The 20,815-nt window shown below is 28.8% G+C and carries 17 protein-coding genes; 3 read left to right on the top strand and 14 right to left on the bottom strand.

Annotated elements, in window-relative coordinates:
- Nucleotides 1-153: 153 nt before the first annotated feature.
- The 3 genes from MY490_RS11315 to MY490_RS11305 all read right to left on the bottom strand — a co-directional run bounded on the left by MY490_RS11315 (nt 154) and on the right by MY490_RS11305 (nt 3,080).
- Nucleotides 154-1,662, bottom strand: coding sequence for a hypothetical protein (locus MY490_RS11315; protein ID WP_248265807.1), 1,509 nt, complete (start codon nt 1,660-1,662; stop codon nt 154-156).
- Between the two features lie 11 nt (nt 1,663-1,673).
- Nucleotides 1,674-2,732: a nucleoid-associated protein gene (locus MY490_RS11310; protein WP_248269284.1), complete on the bottom strand. Its 1,059-nt coding sequence runs from the start codon at nt 2,730-2,732 to the stop codon at nt 1,674-1,676.
- A 96-nt stretch (nt 2,733-2,828) separates the two neighbouring features.
- Entirely contained in the window at nt 2,829-3,080 is a 252-nt protein-coding gene (locus MY490_RS11305; protein ID WP_248269283.1) for a hypothetical protein, read from the bottom strand.
- A gap of 545 nt (nt 3,081-3,625) precedes the next feature.
- Here MY490_RS11305 and MY490_RS11300 point away from each other — a divergent pair.
- On the top strand, nt 3,626-3,841 hold the full coding sequence (locus tag MY490_RS11300) for a hypothetical protein (RefSeq protein WP_248269282.1): 216 nt from the start codon (nt 3,626-3,628) through the stop codon (nt 3,839-3,841).
- A 156-nt stretch (nt 3,842-3,997) separates the two neighbouring features.
- Here the strand turns inward: MY490_RS11300 and MY490_RS11295 are convergent, their stop codons facing one another.
- The 8 genes from MY490_RS11295 to MY490_RS11265 form a co-directional block, all read right to left on the bottom strand.
- The gene (locus MY490_RS11295) at nt 3,998-6,637 is read right to left on the bottom strand and encodes an AAA family ATPase (protein ID WP_248269281.1); all 2,640 of its coding nucleotides are present in this window, start codon (nt 6,635-6,637) and stop codon (nt 3,998-4,000) included.
- On the bottom strand, nt 6,630-7,256 hold the full coding sequence (locus MY490_RS11290) for a hypothetical protein (protein WP_248269280.1): 627 nt from the start codon (nt 7,254-7,256) through the stop codon (nt 6,630-6,632). Before MY490_RS11290 ends, MY490_RS11295 begins: the two co-directional genes overlap by 8 nt.
- A 13-nt stretch (nt 7,257-7,269) precedes the next feature.
- Nucleotides 7,270-8,757 (bottom strand): hypothetical protein, encoded by a 1,488-nt coding sequence (locus MY490_RS11285; protein ID WP_248269279.1) that lies wholly within the window; start codon nt 8,755-8,757, stop codon nt 7,270-7,272.
- Nucleotides 8,758-9,303: 546 nt separating this feature from the next.
- Nucleotides 9,304-9,915 carry a DUF1643 domain-containing protein gene (locus MY490_RS11280; protein WP_248269278.1) on the bottom strand — a complete coding sequence of 204 codons (612 nt, stop codon included), beginning with the start codon at nt 9,913-9,915 and terminating at the stop codon, nt 9,304-9,306.
- A 34-nt stretch (nt 9,916-9,949) separates the two neighbouring features.
- A complete protein-coding gene (locus MY490_RS11275) occupies nt 9,950-11,047 on the bottom strand; it encodes an NAD-dependent deacylase (RefSeq protein WP_348983789.1) in 1,098 nt (365 codons plus the stop codon).
- 178 nt (nt 11,048-11,225) lie between these two features.
- On the bottom strand, nt 11,226-12,314 hold the full coding sequence (locus MY490_RS11270; protein WP_248269277.1) for a helix-turn-helix transcriptional regulator: 1,089 nt from the start codon (nt 12,312-12,314) through the stop codon (nt 11,226-11,228).
- A 145-nt stretch (nt 12,315-12,459) separates the two neighbouring features.
- Nucleotides 12,460-12,525, bottom strand: a complete 66-nt coding sequence (locus tag MY490_RS22330; protein WP_432707073.1) for a hypothetical protein — start codon at nt 12,523-12,525, stop codon at nt 12,460-12,462.
- Nucleotides 12,526-12,616: 91 nt separating this feature from the next.
- A complete protein-coding gene (locus tag MY490_RS11265) occupies nt 12,617-13,489 on the bottom strand; it encodes a hypothetical protein (protein ID WP_248269276.1) in 873 nt (290 codons plus the stop codon).
- 200 nt (nt 13,490-13,689) lie between these two features.
- Here MY490_RS11265 and MY490_RS11260 point away from each other — a divergent pair, with 200 nt between their 5' ends.
- Nucleotides 13,690-14,151 (top strand): N-acetyltransferase, encoded by a 462-nt coding sequence (locus MY490_RS11260; protein WP_248269275.1) that lies wholly within the window; start codon nt 13,690-13,692, stop codon nt 14,149-14,151.
- A 403-nt stretch (nt 14,152-14,554) separates the two neighbouring features.
- On the opposite strand, the gene MY490_RS11255 is transcribed toward MY490_RS11260, so the two are convergent.
- The 3 genes from MY490_RS11255 to dcm all read right to left on the bottom strand — a co-directional run bounded on the left by MY490_RS11255 (nt 14,555) and on the right by dcm (nt 18,610).
- Nucleotides 14,555-15,439, bottom strand: a complete 885-nt coding sequence (locus tag MY490_RS11255) for a hypothetical protein (protein WP_248269274.1) — start codon at nt 15,437-15,439, stop codon at nt 14,555-14,557.
- Nucleotides 15,440-15,450: 11 nt separating this feature from the next.
- Entirely contained in the window at nt 15,451-17,103 is a 1,653-nt protein-coding gene (locus tag MY490_RS11250; protein WP_248269273.1) for a hypothetical protein, read from the bottom strand.
- Between the two features lie 493 nt (nt 17,104-17,596).
- Nucleotides 17,597-18,610, bottom strand: a complete 1,014-nt coding sequence (dcm, locus tag MY490_RS11245) for a DNA (cytosine-5-)-methyltransferase (RefSeq protein ID WP_248269272.1) — start codon at nt 18,608-18,610, stop codon at nt 17,597-17,599.
- Nucleotides 18,611-19,191: 581 nt separating this feature from the next.
- On the opposite strand from dcm, the gene MY490_RS11240 reads away from it, so the two are divergent.
- The gene (locus MY490_RS11240) at nt 19,192-20,691 is read left to right on the top strand and encodes a DNA integrity scanning protein DisA nucleotide-binding domain protein (RefSeq protein ID WP_248269271.1); all 1,500 of its coding nucleotides are present in this window, start codon (nt 19,192-19,194) and stop codon (nt 20,689-20,691) included.
- The last annotated feature ends 124 nt before the right edge of the window (nt 20,692-20,815 follow it).

Here is a 20,815-nt window from a genome sequence, read left to right as displayed (position 1 = left end):
CTTTATGTATAAAAATAAAAGTATCATAACTGTTAAGTTATGATACTTTTTGCAATGAAAGATCAAAAAATCGACTTCTGTGTTTAGAAATCGACTTTTTTAATCAGCATATTATTAGTAGCTCACCAATGATGAAAGTTATCAAAGCCTTGTTTATCTATTTACATGATTTTTAATATCCCCAAATTCATTGGCATATAACTTCACTATATTCTGTTGTTTCTTTTCTTCGTTGGATGAAGCGAAATTTCCGAAAAATAAAAGGACTATTAATAAAATAGAAGTAAAAATAACTAAATAAATAGTTAATTTTTTATAACTTAGCAAATTAACTTCAATATTTTGAATTGCTGGATCAAGAAATTTCACTTTAATTTCTTCTCTCTTTTTTTTAGAAACAACAGGAAATTGTTCGTTTGTAATTTCATATAAACTCAAAATATCGTTTTTCTTTTGTCTTGTAAATACAGCATTATATTTGTAAGAAACATAAAAATATACAAGGTGCACACCTAAAGCTAAAATTAAAAACCAATACTCTCCTTTTGACATCGTAACGACCGCAGCAACAGCTGCTGTAATCATTGCGATAATAGAGGTATTAATGTTATTTATAATTTTATCAGCAGCTTCACGAGCTACTGTGGCATGTTTATGGGCAACATCAATAGCTTCTTTTGTTTCCTTTAAGAAACTTTTTACTTCATCCGAAATATAAGCATTAAAATACTGATTTACCGTTTCTTCAACCTTTACTAATTGTTCATCTAAACTTTGAACATTATCCTCGCTTTGGCAATATATAGAAAAAATATTTCGTACAATCTCCAGCTTATCTTGTACGAATTTTTCCAATTTATAAATAGATTCATATATGTTGTGTAGTATTTTTGCATATTGAGGTGTAAAACCAACACTGTATGTTAGCTCAATATTTTTTTGACCACGTATTAAGAATATATCATTACTATGCTTGTTTGTGATATGAATTAAGCATAAAAAAAACAAATTACGATTAAACATGTTCTGAATCTCTTTGTCAATAATCTCAATACTAAAAAATGTTGGTAATGGATAAAATGCTTCTACTCTTGTATATTCTTCTCTCTTTTTTTGTACAAGTTTTATAATTTCATAAGTATCTGGTTCAAGCACAATAACAGGCGAACTAGGATACTTTTGTATTGGCAATATCTTTAAAAAATTATTTTCAAAGCTTTTTTCAATTGGAAGATATATATGTACAAATTTTTCATGATTTATCTGTTTTAAAAACGAGGCTGTATCCTTGCGATCGATATTAAAGTGTTTAATAAAAGACTTCTTAGAAAAGAATAAAATTTCATTTTTTTCTAGCCCAAAACACTCTTCTTTATTAAGAGCTATAGTAAGTTTAGTATTTTGTTCTTCGGTAAAAAAGTTCCATTCATGAAATTCATTGTTGTTAATTGGGTCTTGATCATTTACAAGAAAAGTAAAACTAATTCTGTCTTTCGTTAATTCTTCATCATATGGTGCTTTAGAAAATAAATTTTTAAAATAGCCATAATTACTGTTTAGAGTAAACTTAACATTTGTATAATTCTCTTCCCAATCTTGTAAAGTATGCTCACTTTTAAGATCTTCTAATAATTGCAAAAAGAATTTTATGAAATTTCTCATGTTTTATCCCATCATTTCTTAAATTGGATATTACTAACAACCTGCTCTTTTCTAACTTTTACTATAACAAATTCCTTTCCGTCTTCATCTTCTTCCTCACTGCAAAAAATATCTTTGTTAAGTGCAGACATTTTAAATCTTATTTGCAAACTCTTATCTTTATTTTGGATGAATGCAACTGTTTCTTGCTCTTTATCCACAACAAATTCAAACGAAGTATCTTCGTCCTTTTTCTTTAATTGCGTCTTTACACGTTCTATTACGCAAGCGCGGTCTTCTTCACCTGTTATGTGCTCATGCAAAAGATCTTCAAGCATGGTATCAATTTTTATATGTTTTCCATTAACCAGTGCCTCATCTACTTTTTTCATAAAGGAGACAGGACTCGGTATGTTCTCTTCTTTTATAACTTCAAATAAAGTATTAGTGAATAGTTTTGTAGAGCTCCGATCATTTTTCAACTCTTTTGCATTTAGAAAACTATCTAAAAAGAATTTTGATATACCATCAGCTTTTTGTTGCTTGTCTAAGACATAAAGATGTGACTCTTCTTGAATCAATTTTTCATCAAGCTTAATAAACGCAGATTTATGTAATTTTTCTCGTATATTAGGTAACATATGTTTTCGAATTTTAAAGCTGATACTTTCAGGCTCTAACTCAATTCCTTCATTTGGATCCATTTTTAGTATTCCTAAATAATCCTTATTCGTATCTAAATTATGATAGTGTAAGAAAATTAATGTACCTGAACTTGTACTGCTGGAGCTTTTCATAAACTGAAAAAGTCTTCTGGTCATGTGTATTGTAATTTCTACAAACAAACCGCTGTCTAACAAATTACTAACAAAATTGAGACAATTCTTATAAACGTCTCCGTTTTGGTCCTTAAATACACATGTTTTCAATTGAGGAGTAATTATTGCCTGGTTAATGTGATTAATAAAAAATTTAGTAACTTCTTGAAAATCTTTTTGTTGTAAATCCATTGCATTTTCTAAACATGTTGGTCCATCCAGATTTAAATCCATGTAATGAGCAATAATCTGTTTTATCACAATTTTATCCAAGCCAAACTCTCCCTTTCTACATGAGAAACTATTTAAATTTTAGCATAATATTCCAAATAGTTGAACATAAAAAAAGGGAAGTTTGTAGCATTGGTTTTAATCCGTTTCTAATGAAACACGACCTAGTTTCCCATTGAAATCACATACATTATCCCATTCACCAGATACTTCCTCTTCATTCAAGGAATATATTTTAGGATTTAAGTATGCATACGCTAGGAATTCCGCCGCTTCAAGATCACTCATTTCTTTGCCATATTCCTGTTCAATTTTCATTTTAGTTGTCACATCTAATAAAACATCAATTTCAACTACAAGTCTTACTTTAATTTTTTTTTCAGTACTCATATTTTTTTCCTCATTTCTAATACTTAGTTTTAAAATTCAATGAGCCAGTGAATATGATGCACTAAATAAGGAAAAGAAGAATTCTATTCACTTTAACTATACACCCCAAGCATAAAAAATTATGATAAGTAAGATTAATATTTACAAAATAATTGAATATAGGATAATTAAAAACACAAATCATGAGATATAAGAAATTTTAAGAAGAAAAATTTTCTTATACAACATTAATAAATAATGACATAGCCAATAGTAATATTGTTATCAGGTTAGTCTTTATTATTATTAATCAAAACCTCTTAATCGTTGCTTATCTCCTCTTAAAATCAGTAAAACTGTTGAGTATATAAATTTTATCATCATAAAAATATAAAAGGAAATTTGATTTTTTGTAAAACTAAATCTAAATTCTTTTGTCACTTTCAGAGTTCAAAAAATGAAAAAGTAATTCCTGTTAAGGCTAAAAAATTCGAGGAGGCGACATGCATTGCTTCGCTATATTTTAATAACATTCAACTATAATTTTAGTGAGGTGCAAAAATAAAATGACCAATATCTGGAAACAAATGACGAATGAAGAAAAAGATGAATTGATTGCCAAAGAAGTATTAGATTTCTATTCTTTACTACATGGTAGTAGAATTGAATTTTACACATGGTATAAAAAACACTATAAAATGGGCTTTTGCCACTATACAACGCTCATCGATCTTACCTTTGAAATTATAGGCAAACTGTCTGAGCAAGGTATAAAGGAGTGATAAAGAAAAAAGGAAAGTATTATATGTGTGCCTTTTATAGATACGAAGAAGACCTAATCTTTTTTAAAGGTGAAACTATGCAAGAAGCGATTTGTGTTGCTTCTTTAGAATTTAAGAGAGCCAAATTAACTAATTAATAAAAGAGTTGCACGAATTTTATATTTCGTGCAACTCTTTTATTTGTTTGTACTCACCGTAACTCGTGAAATGAAAATGTGTTACATTAACATCAAAACTTCTCATTTTATGGCTTAATAATTTTTCAAAATCCACATTACATGTAGTAATAAATAATTGATCCATAAAATGATTAGAGTCATTTATATCTTGGGATAACTCTACGCGAAGGAGATCTACAAGAGATAGAATATTTACATCGTCCATTGTCTGGATAGGATCATCCATGAAATAGCATTTAAATGGCTCTTCTTTTTGTCCTAAAGCAATGGTTAGAAATATGGATAACGACACTATCGATAATTGACCTGCACTTAGAATATTAGAAATATGTAATTTTTTGTCACTAACCTTCGCACTTAAATTAACTTTTTGTGTTCTTTTCCCAGCTTTGTTCAGGTTTATTACTTCTATATTAGTGTGCCGATTTAGCTTCCTATATACCTTTTTTAAAGGAATATTTATTTGCTCAGCAACTTTTCTGTCATATTCATTTTTGACAGATATAATATTTGCTCTAATCTTTTTTAATTGATCTAGCTTTACTATCTTATCAAAAAGATTTTTCTCATTTTCCTCTAAATCTTTTTTTATTGTATTTAGTAATATACCTGCTTGTGTAAATTTCTGCTTAGTTTCTAATTCATTCTTAAATTCATTAAATATATCAATTCGGATGGAAACACTTTGAGGATCTATTTTTTCAAGATCTTGTACTAATTTAATTTCTTTCATTTTTTCTAGTTGCTTATTATAAAATTTAATTAATGAATTAATACTCTCTTTTTTTTGTTCATTACTTAATATAAAATACTCCTCTTTGTCCATAAAATTTTCTTTTTTAATTAGGCTAGGCACACCTTTTATAACGTTGGTTTGAGTTGTTAGACGTTGAATGATTCCATATTCAATATCTTCGTTAATACTAATATTGCCTAATTCATTTTCAATTTGCTCAACGTAATCAATTAAGTCCATTTCATTAACCGTATAAATGTTAAAATTAAAACGATCACAGACTAATTTTAAATCATCAATCGTATCAAAATATCGTATTAATTGTTTTAACTCATCTAATTTCTTGTAACTCTCCCCCATTAATGAATTTTTATACTCATTTATATTCAGTATGATTTTCTCTTGAAGTAAATTATATTCATTTTGTAACGATGCTCTTTCTTCATCAAGTTGACCAAGAAGTTTTCTAGCCTGTGCACCTAAATCAGTTGAATGTTGATGAAATTTTTCTCTACTTCCACAAAGCGGACAGGCATACTTATATCGTAATTTATCATATCCATTTAAATTGTCAACAATAGCTATTAGTGACTTAGTTATTGGACTTCTAGTATCCCGATAATGATCGAGTTGTTTATTAATATCATTTTGCTTTTCTGTAAATTTTTTAAGCAATGAGCTATGTGGTAATATTTTACCTTTGAATATTTTTTCTTCAAATTCTGTAAAGTAAAACATTTGGCTGGAGTTTGAAGCACCTATATTATGAGAACGGTCAATAAATTCATTTATTCTTCTTATGTTCTCGTTAACATTTCCATGTTGGACATAATATTTTTGTGCTAATACTATATTTTCTTTATTTTTTTGAAACGGAATAAGTACATACTTTTTAAACTCTTCCAACTTAACACTCTTATTTAGGTATTCATAAAATAATTCACATTGTTTTTGAATTGAACTATATATTAATACATCGTTAATTTTTTCAAACTTATCCAAATGACTCTTAGTTGTATTATACATTTGTTCAAGATCTTCAAAATGCTCCCGAATTTCTTCTGTCTTCATTTCTCCTTCAAATATCCTAACTGGATTATAGAACAGTTCTATAAAACGATTATTAATATGCTTTTTTTTACTAGTTTCCTTAGACTCTCTTTGTGCCTCCTTGTACTTTAACTGCAAATTCTCATTTTCTATAGTCAAATTCTTAACTTGAGATGATAATTCATTAATTAATCCAAAGTACTGAATTCTTTTCTTACCTTCTCCATATTTATACCCATCCAAATTATTAATAATTGCCTCTACTTCCTCTAATCCACCAAAAAAAGAGGAAAACATTTTATATAAATCATGCCTATTTTTTTCATAAATATATATATTTTTTTCATATGAACAATGGTATCGATCATAAAATCTGTTTGATAGAGGTATTTTTAATAAATCATCAATATTCTTACCTTGAATACTTACTCCATCATAAACAATCTCAAAAGAAGTATTTTGAGGTGATAATCCTTTACCTTCTTCCATTTGATTAAAAGTTCGCTTTAAAGTGAAAGGTTTTTTATTGAATGTTCCTTCTACAATAACAAAAATTTCTGCATTCTTAGCGACCTTTGTATTTCTTAGCAATCCTCGTTGCATTTCTAAAGTATTTTCATTACGCTGTATAAAATTTTTTCTTAATCTTTTAATTGTTCCTGTAAAGCACCATTCTATAGAATCTATTAAAGTTGTCTTTCCGTATCCATTAGATCCGCCTAATATAATGATTCCTTGCTTACTTTGACCACCTGCTCTGAAATCAAATTCTTGTTCTACATATCCTCTGAAATTTTGAATTTTAACTTTATCTATTAGGAATCTATTCATTCTTATCATCCTTGATATTTGATATTGTATTTTCTAAAACCTGTAATACCTGTTGTAAATCAGGAGTGTCCTCATTCTTTATCAATTCTTTAAACAATTCAGGATGCATGTCCTCTTGTATTTTTTGAATTGTCTGTTCGTAACTTAAGTTTGATGAATCTACCTCTATTTTTAGTGCTAAAGATGGGATAATGTCCAATTCTTCCTCAAAATTCCGATTTGCTGTATCTAAAAAAAATTTCCTACAATTATATTTATCCCTTTCAATATCAATAAGCTTACTTATATGGTTATTCTCAGATAAGTGATTTTTCTTTAAATTTAATGGACATAATAAAACAAGATTAATATTATATGCTAGAGGTTTGTTCCCTAACATAATAACGAAACTAGCAATCTCTCTTTCAAATTCTTTAATTTGTTCTTCTATAAATATTTTTTTACTTTCACAAATGACATACATTTCTGTCTCTTTACTATTGATATATATATGCTTAAAGCTTAGTAACTGTAATAGTTCTTGTGTTCTAGATAAGTAACCAAGTTTTCTTATTTGACTTATAGTTTTCCTTTTTTCAAAACCATTTTCCATTAGAAGTTTTAAAACTCGTTTTAACATATATGTATTAACCTTATCCTTTCACACATCCAAAATTAAAGATATTTTCTACCTTATCTATTGACTCAAACATATCAACTTCCAAGCACCCTAAACATTGTATATAAAAGTATTCATTCCCTGGTGAATGTTTAGGATCTACCTTTGAAGTATCATGTTTATAAAATTTCATATCTGAGGCTATTATCTGATTAGGAGATTTCCAATACCAAACGTTTGGTTTTGTTTGAACATTTTCTAATCTTTGAATTACACTATTTATAAGCATGTACTCGTACCCTTTCTGGTTAAATTCACCTATTAAATAGCCACTATCTCGTTTTTCACTAGGATGTCTAAAAATCCAAACAAATTCATTAATCTCAAACCATTTGTTTAAATGAATTAGTTTAACTTTTTTTGCATTGATCTTTTGATATTGATAAATAATTTTTGCAAGACAAGCAATAAATGATCTTATGTATTCACCGTTCTCTAAGAATATTTGATATTCTTTTTCAGTACTAGAAAGAAATGGCTGCATGTTTCCAGTGGTCACTGTATTTAAAAATGATTTTCGATAAACAGGATTCTGTATCTTTTCACTAATGAAGCTAAAAATTAATTTGTATATCATTTTATAATCTTTGTGAGTTTTTGTAGTTATAGTTGGGATTCCATAACTATCAATTGGCGGATTTTTAGCCACATCCAACATCTCTATTTGTTTATCAATAAGTTCTAATATTTTTTGCTCAATTCTCTTTATAAAAAAGGCTTCATTAACTGTTGGTTGTTCAGAACACATATAATTGTCAAATATTTCAAACGAAACAGGTGCTTTAACACCAAGACTGTGATCAATAATTTTACTAATTGCAAAGGCGTAAAGAAGTTTTTTATTTTCGTATTCTTTTTTCCTATGACTATAAAGTATAAATAATTCTTCTTCTATTTCGGACACAAGGTCCACCCGATTCTTAGATTTAGAAAATCTAGTAATCTTAGAAAACTCATCAATCTTAGAAAACTCATTTTTCATGTCATCTGATTCTTTGCAGAGATCCACCACTTTTTTATAAGCATCTAACTTCATGCCACTCTTATTATTCATTGCATCTGTTAATACGTCTTCTATTTTAAAAGTAGTTGTTTTCTCATCTGAATGGTATAAAACTGCTTTATACTCAATATTTTGTTTATTCAGCGATTTATGTTTTAAGAAACCATAATACATCCATAAAATTGCTTTATAATAAGTTGATTTGGACACTTTAGAAGTGTGGTTTTTAATTTGTGCTACTTCTATATATATCTTACCATCACGTTCGGTAAACGTCGTATAGTCCTCAATTTTTTCTATTTTATATAGTGGCTTAATAGCCTTATCTTTATCTTTTAAAATATGCAGTAAAGTTAACTCAAACTGATAAAGATATCCTTCTACAGAGCGATCTGCATTTCGTGAATCTTCCGTTTCTCCTTCTACATATTGTATATACTCATCTATTAGCCATTCCATGAATTACCTACCTTTACTATTTATGGATAATTTAGAATAATCTTCTATTTAATTATGATACAACTTATATCTTAAACAGGGAATAAAAATAATGTAAAACAAGGGAATCATATTCACAGTGTAATTTTGACCTCAACATTAAGTAAGTTTTTTTCGAAAGGGAGAGATTTAATATGCGTGTTAATAGCTTGTATATGATATATGATTTAATTGTCCATAACCCGTTCTAGAAATCATTTCATCCTATTCCATTTTGCCTTTAAAGGCAAAACAGTTGCAGCGGATATTTATAAGTTTTTTACATTCTATGGTACAAAAATTATATACAAGATGTTTAATTAGTTAAAAATTGTGTTCAAAGAGAAACTTAAGATTAAAGATCACATAAATATTAAAAAGCGTAATCATCCACTAAAATTGATTACGCTTAACTAAAGAAGTTCATTTCTGTGTATATACTATGCTGATTTTATTGTGGAATTATATTTGCGGCTTTTATTTATTCCTATTTTTATAATTTTACTTATTATACTTAAGTGTAAAAATTTATTTTATTGAATTTTTCTGGATTAAATAATCGTAAAGTTCTTGGTCATATGCCCATTGCAATCCATGTAGAGGAAACTTCTTATTTTTTACCAATCTATCTACATATTTTACATTTTTCTTATTTATTAGAGACTCGACTTTATTGATTCTCTCATGATAAATAATTTTCATTTCTTTTGATGAGTCCTTTGGGTAGCCACCCCAAGCAACTAAAATTATATCATTTTCTTCTAGTTCTTTAATGCAATCTTGTATTATAGTATCATTTTGTATTCCAATCAATTTATTAGGTTCGTTTACTAACTTATTTAGATTTTCTGCATAAGTTTCATATGTTGCAAATAAATTAACTATTATTACTTCAGTAAAACTTTTTCTATATAAATAATTAAGTACTCTATCTGCAGTTGTATCTGAGTGATAAATCTTCATAATATGATCAATTCTAGCTTTACTAGGGTTTTTCATAATTACTAATGCTTTTTTGGATTTCCTAGGGACTGCGAATTGAAATGGTATGCTTATTTTGTATCTGAAATTATTTTCTCTATCTTCAATAATAGTCACTTTTGGTAAATCTACAAACGTTGGAAACTGTCTATTACTCATAATAATCCTCACTTTTCATTTGAGTTTTTACTGATCATGGTTGTAAAGCTGAGTCAATTTTTATTAACACTTCTGAAATTGGTCGTTGAATCACAAGATCCGCAATATTATCCAGCTCAGTCGGTTCTTTGTTAATAATTACTAATCTTGCACCATTTTTCTTTGCTTCCTTAGGAAAGTAATTTGCAGGAGCAACCGATAAAGAAGATCCTAAAACTATAAATAGTTTAGCTCTGGAGGTCTCTTTAATAGCATTTTCTATCGCTTTAAAAGGTAAGTCTTCACCGAATAAAACTACTGATGGACGAATAAACCCACCGCAGCTGCATTCATAATCTTTATTTAGAAATTTTTGACTGCCATACTCGGTATTACATTGATTACAGTAACAATTACTAAGCGTTCCATGTAATTCAATTACGTTTTCACTTCCTGCAGCTTGATGTAAAGAATCCACATTTTGCGAAATCACGGAATTGAGTAGACATTTTTTTTCCCATTTAGATAATATTTTATGTGCAACATTGGGTAAAACACCTTGTAGAGTTTTAATTCTTTCCGTATAAAATTCAATAAATTCATTTCGATTATTCTCTAAAGCATTTAAACTTGCCAATGTCATAGGATTTTTATTTCTCCATAATCCTGTTTTTGATGATCGAAAATCGGGTAACCCACTAGAAACTGACAATCCTGCTCCAGTTAATACAAGAGTGTAGTCAGATTGCTTAATAAAATTTAACAGTTTTTCACAAGCAGGATCTAACCCTTCAACCTCATTTAGACTATTTTTCATAAAGTACTGGTTCCATCTTGAAGAAACTTTTTTGAATTTACATTCCTTATAAACTAGTTTTAAAAAATCTGGATGTACATACGTAGGAGAAAGCCTTTTCCAAGGGTATCCATTTAATAAATTCATAGCATTCTTCCAACCAATGACACTATTTTTTTCAAGATTTTCTAGTTTGTTCGGTTGATTAGTATCTGAATTTGATTCATCATTATAAAAAATCTCATTCACTACTCTAGAAAAAATCCATTCACCAGTATCTAGTTTTTTTCCAAATAAACAAATACTACCTCCTTCAGCTCCAATATTTATAATTTCCATCCATGCCATATTCTCCATTTTTTTCACTCCTAGTTAGGTGATAATAATTTCGATTACATTGCGAAGATTGTTTCCTTATAAAATCATTATATTTTTTAGAGTTACACTTTTTGAACTTCTAAAATTCTGTTCAGAATATACAAACCTTTATTATTCAATTCAAAACCAAAATAGCCAGGTATTTACTTATACCTAGCTAGTTATATTGATTAAAAAATTTTATCGATTCTTCTTTTAATCTGTCTTTCAATAATTGAGGTTCTAATACTTTTGCATCTGAACCCCATGTTAAAAACCAACAGACCAATCCATCACTCATAGCTGCATCAAATGTTATCTCTATTTGTTCTTCATCAAACTGTTTTACAAACAATTCTGTACCAAAATAATCAATTAATACATTTATTAAATGATGGTGAAATAAAGCTTTAACACGATGGACTTCACCACTATACATATTAAACGTTTTTCTCAAATAAAGAGCTGTATCAAACCATTCTATTTGAAAATATTCATTTGAATATTGAACTGAATCCATTCGATCAACCCTAAAATGCTTTATTTGATTTGTATACTTATCATTCCCAATTAAATAGTAATAGTTTTGATTCCAAACTAAAGAATAAGGCTTAATTTCATAAACCTTACCATTATGGTTAAATTCCAATTGTTTTTTTCTATTAAAACGATGATATTTAAATCTTAAAATCAATTTTTCCGAAATACATCCATGAATTGTTTCGATCCAATGTTTCACGTGTTTATTATTTGTTTTTACTTGATTATCTACAAATAATAAGTTTTCTAACTTTTTTCTTTCAGCAATCGGTGCCAATTCTTTTATTCTATTAATTATTTTTGTTGTATCACTTTTTGTTAAGAATTTAGAAGACGTTATTGCATCAATAATTAACCGTAATTCTGCAGTGCTAAAATTTTGGACTTGACCAATTAAGTAATAATGTTTTTCACCATGCTTGGCATTTTTAAAATCGATATCCAGTCCAAATTCGTCAAGCTGCTCAATATAGCGACGTATACTTTTATCACTTTTCGTTATATTAAATATCAGTTTTAATTCATCTTTTATTGATGATATCGTGATTGGGTTAAATTCATTTGTCTTAAGCAATAAATCTCTTATGTATAATTTAATGTTGCTCGGACTGTTCATTTTAAGATTCCTTTCAATAAAAAATGAAATATTACTTAAATATTCATCCATTAAAGTATTATTCGAATTATCATTTCTCGAACATTCTTCTTTTCCTCTAAAATCTTTCAAATTGTAACCTTACAGATATTTTATAGTTTAAAGGGAATTTTGTATTTTTTATAGAAAACTAGAGTCGAATCAAATTGTTTTTCCAGAGTGATTTGGAGTGATGGTCACATTTGGGTTTCCTGGGTTTACTTCTATTTCACCTAGTTCACAAAGACCAAAAAAGCATTTTTGGACAACTCTTCATTTGACTAGAAGTTCCTTTACCAAAAATTTCAGATGTTGCTTGATTCCATGCCTAAAGTGGCTCATTTTGTAATTTTTCTTTGATTATTTCAATTGATCTTAAAGCAGCAAATCAGTATTTACCCATGATTATTACCTCCTGTAAAGTTTTCATTTTGATCTAAATAACTACCTAATCGCCATTGATTCCAAGAATTTTTTATTCTTCCTGGTTTGATACAAAAATCTGTTAAAACTGTATGTTCATTTATAGATTGTAAAGATAATTTTTGGTGATTCTTCATAACATAATTTGCTATCCATCTTCTTGACTCTTGAATTCCTTTTAATCCTTCTCTTAATCTTTCTTCTACCCCGTTTGGATATATTACATCGACTGTGTATATACCAATTTCTTTACTCCCAGTAATAATAAAGTAAAGTTGACCAGTTTTCTTTATTCCGCCAATTATTTCATTTGGCATACCAGAAGATCTTCTTTTGGAATTAAAATGAGTGCTTGAAATAATAAACTCCTCAATCAAAAAATTTTGTATTTCGTTGGCTTCCTTTTTAATCTTTTTTAATACTAGAATAATATCTTCCCACTGAAATTTAATAGTTTTGGTATATCGAGAAAGTTTTGTTTTATGTGCTGTAAGTTGGGCATTGTCTAGCGATCCTCTAATCTTAAATTCAAAAAGTAATGTAAAATTCTTACCATAAATCCATGCATCTGGAATAGAATCCAAATTATTTTCAAGTTCAGTTGACTCAGTAAAATTTTTGAATGGTGCAATTCCAATTATGTATTCAATATTTTTAGGTGTTCGTGAATTTTTTTTTGAGAAAAGTTCAATACCTAACTCTTCAAATTCAAATTCCTTAGCATCCTTATTTAGTAGTTCATTTAAAAAAGAAGGAAGTAAATTATAAGAATACGAAGATAATATATATGTTAAAATATTTGTAAAATGGTCTTCTTCCATCTTGCGAAAAGTAAATAAATTCAAAAAAACACCTCGCTTACTTAATATTTTTTAATATATTTTCGATTAATCTTTTATTACTCCTGCTTTTCATAAGCACAAATAAGATCCACTAAATCAAAATGGTAATATTAGTTAATATTTTTAATAAAAATTAAAAAATTAAAATTAATCACCCTGAGCCGATACAAACATCAAATAAAAATAAATTTTGGGAGATTCAAATGAATTATATTGAAAAGAAACTTTTAGCTAAATTCGAATATCAAAAAAGTCTAGTTCCAGAAAGAGAATTTGTTGGCTTTAAAACAACCAAAAAGGCAGAAATAGTATTACTATCAAAAATTGAAAAAGATGATTTTTTATTTTTAACCATAACAAGTTATCAAAATGATAATTTTAGAGATTTTCAATCTTCAATCAGTATTTTTACTGAATCACTTACTAATGAAATTTATTCCTACATTAATGATATTCAGATCTTGGATAACGAAGATGTTAGTAAAGGTTATGGTAGCTTATTCTTAGAGTTTATAATTAACTGGTCTAAAATTAGAGGAATTAAAACTATTAAAGGGCATGCAGTCGCCCATAATAACGAAGAAAAAATTAGACAAAACAATTTTTATACAAAATACGGTTTTTCATTTGATGAGAAACGTATGATTGAACTTAATTTAAACTGAATATTCCTTACTAAAATTTTATTTTCCTTCTAAAATGAAAATAGGAACTGATTTATTGATCAGTTCCTTATTGTGTTCAACTAAAGCACTCCTTTAGCTTAAGTACATTTGTTCACAAACTTTTACAAAACAAGCCGTTTTCCAACTAGAAAACGGCTTGTTTATAGTTAGCCTTCTTATTAATGGTTTTGTAATTTCCCATTTTTCAAATTAAGTTATATGCAGATCCTCGTATGATTACCATGCTTACTACAATCCAAAAAAGGTATATACAGTAGAATTCCAAGCCAACCCTTTACCAAAATAAACAATTATCGTTGACCTTGTACCATAAATCGCATTGGCAACCAAGAGTACACCTAAACTCGATACCATTGATTTAATTTTGAAGTAAAGGAACCATTTATACTGCCAACCTTACCTTTTCAGACTCTTTGACTACTTTCAATACCTCATCGATATTAACCTTTGCAAATCCTTGTGCAGACACTTCTTTTTTATCACAAATGTGAGCATTCATAAGCTTTAGAATAATTCCAACTAGTTTAATATTCGTATCTAAAATAGTTATTTCTTCTTCGCTAAATTCTTCAAAATCCATTTTTACACTCACAATTTTTGAAAGTTTATCTACTTGTTCTTTGAAAACAACTTCAAGTTCAGTTAATTCTTTTGATAGATTGCTTGATGTGGTATTTATTTTCATTAAGTAATGTACTAATGATATTAAATTATCGATGCATTGATTGACTTCAACTAATAAATTGTCGAATTTATTCACTAGTGCTTTTTGACGGAATATCAAGATTGCAGCAAAGACGGGAGTACGGCATAGTCCTTGTAGTATACCTGCATCTTCGGCATACATATCCACTAGGAAGTTATCTAATTTATCATAATCCGTATCAGGAGACGGCATATTTAATAAGTCATACACAGGAATTTCGAAGTTTCCAGATTTGATTTTGTACGACGGTCGGTTATGGATTTTCTCAAATACATCGTCGAACCTAGTTAATTGTAATATAAGATTATACCTTCTTGCTTTTATCATGGTCAAATTCCGATCAATGCCCTTTTCTAACCTTTCGCCTTGTCCCTGCATATCCTCGAGCAATGATATACGATCTAATACTTCCTTATTCTTCGATTGAATGTTTGTAGCAATACTTTTTCCATTTTCGTTCATAATCTTTCCTGTATGAATGAGTGACGGTATAATAACATCCGTTACCAATTCATCTACAACAGCCTTTGAAATATTCTTTAGTTTATCGAATAACACCATATACGAGACTCCTATTCAAAATGTAAAGTCAAACTTTCATCGTTCATTAATTGCTTTAAGCCTACTCGGTCTTGATAAGGTAGAGCAAGCTGCATCTCGTTTGCTGTTTTGGAAACGATTGAATTCAGTTGTTCATCTGTGGCAGCCAAATTCATTTGACTAGTCATAGTTGTTACACGATCTAATTGTTTATTTAACTCTTCTAAAGGTAACTGAGCTAACTCACTAACCTTTTGTTTTAATTTATCGTTGAACTTTTGATAATGAATCCGCTTTGCCTCAAACTGATCAGCAAATATATTTAAGTAGTTTACTAGCTTTTCAACTTCATTCGAGTGGTCAATGAAGTATATTAGCGAAATACTAATGACACCTGTCGTTAACCCGCTCAAGAAAATAGTTAGTGCTTCACCAATTACAGGTAGTTCTGAAATTTTCATTTCCTCTAATGCTTGGGCTACAAAATTACCAGCTAATACCGCAACAGCCAATACAATAATTTTTGAAATAGCTCGAATTAATTCTCCTGGTGGTAGTTGATCAGGGTTAAATACTAGCAGCTTAAAGATTTGGGTAATGCTGCCCCATATATCACGAATCATTTTCACTACTCGTTTTGCTGTACTCGTAAAGAAATTTATGATAAATGTAGATACAGATGAAAGAAGTCCCGCTAATAACCCATCCGCAAAACTAGCAATGAGGTCCTTAAACTTCATCTTTACCTTCTCAAAAGCTTCTCTAAATACATCTACTACCTGAATGAAGAATTCTTTCAAGGAAAATTCAGTCCTCATTTTTTCTATGATTATAGGAAACTTTTGACGAGCGATCACCCATACTTCAGCTAAAATAATACCTAGCGCCTGGCGTACTGCCATTTTTCCGCCCGTCTTTAATGCATCTTTCCCTACGTTCATATATGTATCTTTATCACTTAAATAGGCTTTGGTAATGGTTTTGTTGTATTCTCTCCGAGCCTTCTCATCGGCTTCCTTCATCATTTCTGTATTCGCTTTACGAAGGTTTGTTAGCTTCTGTAACTCGCCTCTTTCTTTTTCCGTTAGATTCGGTTGGTTTTTCAAATATGTCAAGCGGCTATCGTATTCAGCTTGCCTTTTATCGAGGTCAGTTAAAAACTCGGTCATCTTTTTTTGCTTTTTGGAGCGATTAATCGAATAATTGGTATGATTTAAATTCGTTTCAGAATTTGCTAAATCTACACCATTTAATTTTACTAAATATACGGCTGGATCCTCATGAATTTCCTTTGTTGCAATCGTGTGGTCTAAATCATATTTTTCATTACGGGAAATCTTTTGACCCGTATAGGCATCTCTAAGTTGACCTTCATCGCGTTGCAAAGATGCGTGTTTGTTTCGATCCTTGTAATTTGTAGCACCCTTAAAGGAATTTGAATTATAGTCACCTTTGTTTTGGTAACGATTTTGTGCTTTCTCTTCCTTCAACCCATACTCTCGGGCAGTAAGAGGAGTATCGACATTTCCTCCATCTTGATCTTTAATCATAAAGTCTAGCGCAAAAGAACGTAATAAAGTCGTCACAATCATTTTTTCAAATTGCTGCATCAACGACTGCGAAGGAGGAAGACCTTCATCAAATGCCGTCTCATCAAGTAATTCTATTGAACTAGCAACTGTCATACTTCTCAACCTACTTTATCAAAAATATTATTTCGAATCACATACTCATAAAACCTAAATTGAGTAAAATTTTAAACATCTAATTTTTATTATCATATCCACTAAAAAATTCAGACAAAATCTAGTGAATTTGCACATGGACCCTCTATAATTGAATCACATGAACTAGAAAGTAATCTAGCAATAAATCCAAGAATTATATTAAATGATGAATCAATTAAGATGATAAAAAAACATATAAGTTTTTATGCTGAGCCTAATTTGTCTCCTCAAAGGAGAGATCTAATAAAGGATAACTCCGATGGAAATTGGTTAATATATTATTTAGAAGCTGTAATGACTAATGTTCTGTGTACGATGATTATCAAGAAGCAATTTCATTACTTTTGAAACACAAACTGATTATCGAGCAAAAGCTAATTCAGTATCAAGGAAATCCCAATAAAAAAATGGGTCAGTATTAGGTGTTTCATGTGATGAAACTTCGTTTTCTCTATTCAGTATGTGCATATTCAGATACTGACTGGTTAATTCGATCGTAATAATATAAAGCGTTGACCATGTTTTGTGCAATACGTTGTACAACAGGAACTGTTGCAGAGTTTCTAGCTTGACTATATAGATGGCTTAACGCCAAACCTTTTGGAAATAGAAATGCCTCAGGAAATCCTTGTAATGAAAGTGCCTCCCTTGGTGTTATTTTACGTATGCCATGTTGGTCTAATACTATAGGAACATTATGTCCACCAGCAATCATTTTTTCAATTAGTTTCGGACATGAATTATTTAGATTTTCTCTCATATAAATGCTTGGTAAATTGTATAATTCATTCGAATTTATCACGTTTTTGCGTAACAAATCAAAATACTGTGATTTGCTTGTAAAATAAAAAGATTCATCCTTGCGTTCCTCAGGCTCAATAATATCCTGAATTGTACGAGTTAATTCTATTGGAAGAATTGGGTTTCTCATATATTCATCAAATACTCTCAAGTCAAGAAATCCCACTAAATAAATCCGTTCTCGTTTTTGAGGAACATTTCCATATTCAGATGAGTTAAAAATATGCTGTGCAATAATATAACCTTCTTCGTATAAACTCTCTTTAATAATCCTCAAAGTATTACCATTATCGTGATTTAGGAGATCTTTTACGTTTTCAAGTAAAACCGCACGCGGCTTATGATCTCTAATAAAGCGAAAGAATTCACCAAATAATGTTTTTCTCGTGCGATCATATCCATTGTGATTTCCTTCACTATTAAAAACTTCGGAAGGAACCCCCCCTGTTAATATGTCAACAAATGGAATTTTCTCATTAATCTCATTAATGTCACCTTGCCACAAGTTATTATTACCAAAGTTCAATTGGTATGTTAAACAAGAATGACTGTCGATTTCATTTGCCCAAATTACTTTAGCAGCTTGCTCACCATTTAGTATTGTGCTGTTAAATCCCAAACAAATGCCACCAATTCCAGCAAATAAACTTACTACTCTATACATGTATTTTGACTCTCACTTTCTTACTCGTCTATTTTAAAATTTAGTTTTTAATTGCATATTTGAATCACTTCGATTATTTTAAGTATTTTTATTATTTTTCAACACATTTCATCCACATAAAAGTAAGGTATGGTTATGAAAAACGTTATATTATTTATGTCATTAAACAGCAATATCTTAATATAAATGAAACCTCCTTGTGCTAATTTAAATTTGATATATTAGCAATTATATAGAATAGGCATGTTTTACAATTTCAAGATGCAAATTAAATAGTAAAAATATGTAACATATCATCTAAAATTATTTTTATTATAATATAAATTACTAATATCGAGTCATTTTATCAGAATTTTATATCGATTTATATATTTTCATATTATGGTTAGATGTTATAATAACTGAGTTGCTGTAAATCCAGAAACTGGAAATCATCTTTTGAATGATGGAGATAATAAATGATGAACAAATCATTTATAGTGATACAATTTTATGTTTTTCTGTCACTACTTCCTAAAACGAAAAATTTATTATTTTATAAAGACTCAAAATTTTAATTATTATGGAGTGAAATAGAACGCATGAATAAATATGAAAATTTTAAAGAAAAAATAAAAAAAGAATTCAACAAAATAGATATAAGTGATAATTTTTATAATTGTTTATGTGAGAGTTTACTAATATGTATTCCAGTTAAATTAATCGTAGATGATTATAACGATGATATTAACTTTAGATTAAACCCAGATAATACTTATTGTTTGCCTGACACTGACTTTACTAAAAAGTTAAAAAGTTATTATATAGATTCAATGAAAACGCTTAATTTATCTAAATTGTCAAATAATACTAATAAATTACTAGCAGCGTTAGATAACATATTTTATCGATTTAATGAAATGACAACTCTAAATAAATCTTATGCAACATTATTAAAAAATTTAGATGATAAGACTTTTTGGATCGGTAGTGCACATATCGATTCTAACGATGAAGAAAAATTAATTATTCCTATTTTAATTTTTAATAATGAAATTAATGATTATCCAATTTCTCAACCTTTTAGTGAACAATGGAAAAACCATTGGCATGAATTATCCTATGATGAATTAGGAAGAAAAGCTGCTGCAAATGTCCATGAAGATTTAAGTTCAACAATTAATGATATACATATTATATCTTCACTTAAATATGAAGGATTGGAATGTAAAGGAACAATACTTTTTCAAAGTTTAAGAAAAAATGAGAAAAACGTCGCTGAAATTATTAAGTTAAACAAATCGGTTAAAATTAACGATCATAAAAGAATAAGAAAACTTTTAGAAATAACAAATAAAGAATTAGTATTAGTTGTTGATATAAATACTCTAGAAGCTTTTGGATTTAAAAAAATGGACTCTCATGACTCTTATGATTTTCTATTATTAGAAGATCACATATTGATAAATTTTACTGGATGGTTCTCCTGGGATTGTATTATTAATGGTGAACCTAAATTTAATTTCAAAAATTTACAACTAAAGTTTCCAATTAGTACAAATAATTCTACCAGCTACTTTAAGGATAAGTTACATGCCACTTTTAATCCAAATAAAACTAACAAAAAGCATTTAATTAGATTATTTGATGCTATTAAAGAGCAAAAAAAAGGAACAATGCTTGTTATCTTAGATAGTGATAATGTCAAAAAAGAGGCAGATAGATTAGAAGATTCAGGTACATTAATTGATCCAGAATTAATAGAACCCGAAATTATTAAACAAATTTCGAAAATTGATGGAGCCGTAATAATAGATCCAGAAGGTATATGTTATGCATTTGGAGTCATTCTAGATGGCAACTTAACTCCAGGTGATCCAGCACGAGGTGCTAGATTTAATTCAGCTCAAAGATATCTTTATACAAAAAGAGAAAATAATATAAATTGTTTAATAGTTGTCGTTTCTGAAGACGGTTATATTGATATAATTACTACGAGTCAATTGATTATTGACACTAAAATGAACAATTTTTTCAAATCTAAAGATTCTAACCTTAACCAACGAATTGAAATTTTGTCTTTTGATTTAGGTATGTCATAAACTTCTTATTTAGCTCACAGTACGGAATTGTCGATTTTAACCCAATTAAGAGCATTGTTAGGCTGTAAATAAGCTGTTATAAATCTTTAATTATACACTGTATCACAATTGTCATTTGGTTATT

Origin of the sequence: Gottfriedia acidiceleris (assembly GCF_023115465.1) — a bacterium.
Lineage (GTDB): Bacteria > Bacillota > Bacilli > Bacillales > Bacillaceae_G > Gottfriedia > Gottfriedia acidiceleris_B.
This window is presented reverse-complemented; position numbering and strand designations above follow the sequence as displayed.

Coding starts and splice junctions, on each gene's coding strand:
- MY490_RS11295 (WP_248269281.1), bottom strand. CDS start 6,637: ATGAATAGATTCCTAATAGATAAAGTTAAAATTCAAAATTTCAGAGGA.
- MY490_RS11300 (WP_248269282.1), top strand. CDS start 3,626: ATGACCAATATCTGGAAACAAATGACGAATGAAGAAAAAGATGAATTG.
- MY490_RS11285 (WP_248269279.1), bottom strand. CDS start 8,757: ATGGAATGGCTAATAGATGAGTATATACAATATGTAGAAGGAGAAACG.
- MY490_RS11280 (WP_248269278.1), bottom strand. CDS start 9,915: ATGAGTAATAGACAGTTTCCAACGTTTGTAGATTTACCAAAAGTGACT.
- MY490_RS11260 (WP_248269275.1), top strand. CDS start 13,690: ATGAATTATATTGAAAAGAAACTTTTAGCTAAATTCGAATATCAAAAA.
- dcm (WP_248269272.1), bottom strand. CDS start 18,610: ATGTATAGAGTAGTAAGTTTATTTGCTGGAATTGGTGGCATTTGTTTG.
- MY490_RS11315 (WP_248265807.1), bottom strand. CDS start 1,662: ATGAGAAATTTCATAAAATTCTTTTTGCAATTATTAGAAGATCTTAAA.
- MY490_RS11240 (WP_248269271.1), top strand. CDS start 19,192: ATGAATAAATATGAAAATTTTAAAGAAAAAATAAAAAAAGAATTCAAC.
- MY490_RS11250 (WP_248269273.1), bottom strand. CDS start 17,103: ATGACAGTTGCTAGTTCAATAGAATTACTTGATGAGACGGCATTTGAT.
- MY490_RS11255 (WP_248269274.1), bottom strand. CDS start 15,439: ATGGTGTTATTCGATAAACTAAAGAATATTTCAAAGGCTGTTGTAGAT.
- MY490_RS11305 (WP_248269283.1), bottom strand. CDS start 3,080: ATGAGTACTGAAAAAAAAATTAAAGTAAGACTTGTAGTTGAAATTGAT.
- MY490_RS11275 (WP_348983789.1), bottom strand. CDS start 11,047: ATGGAGAATATGGCATGGATGGAAATTATAAATATTGGAGCTGAAGGA.
- MY490_RS11290 (WP_248269280.1), bottom strand. CDS start 7,256: ATGTTAAAACGAGTTTTAAAACTTCTAATGGAAAATGGTTTTGAAAAA.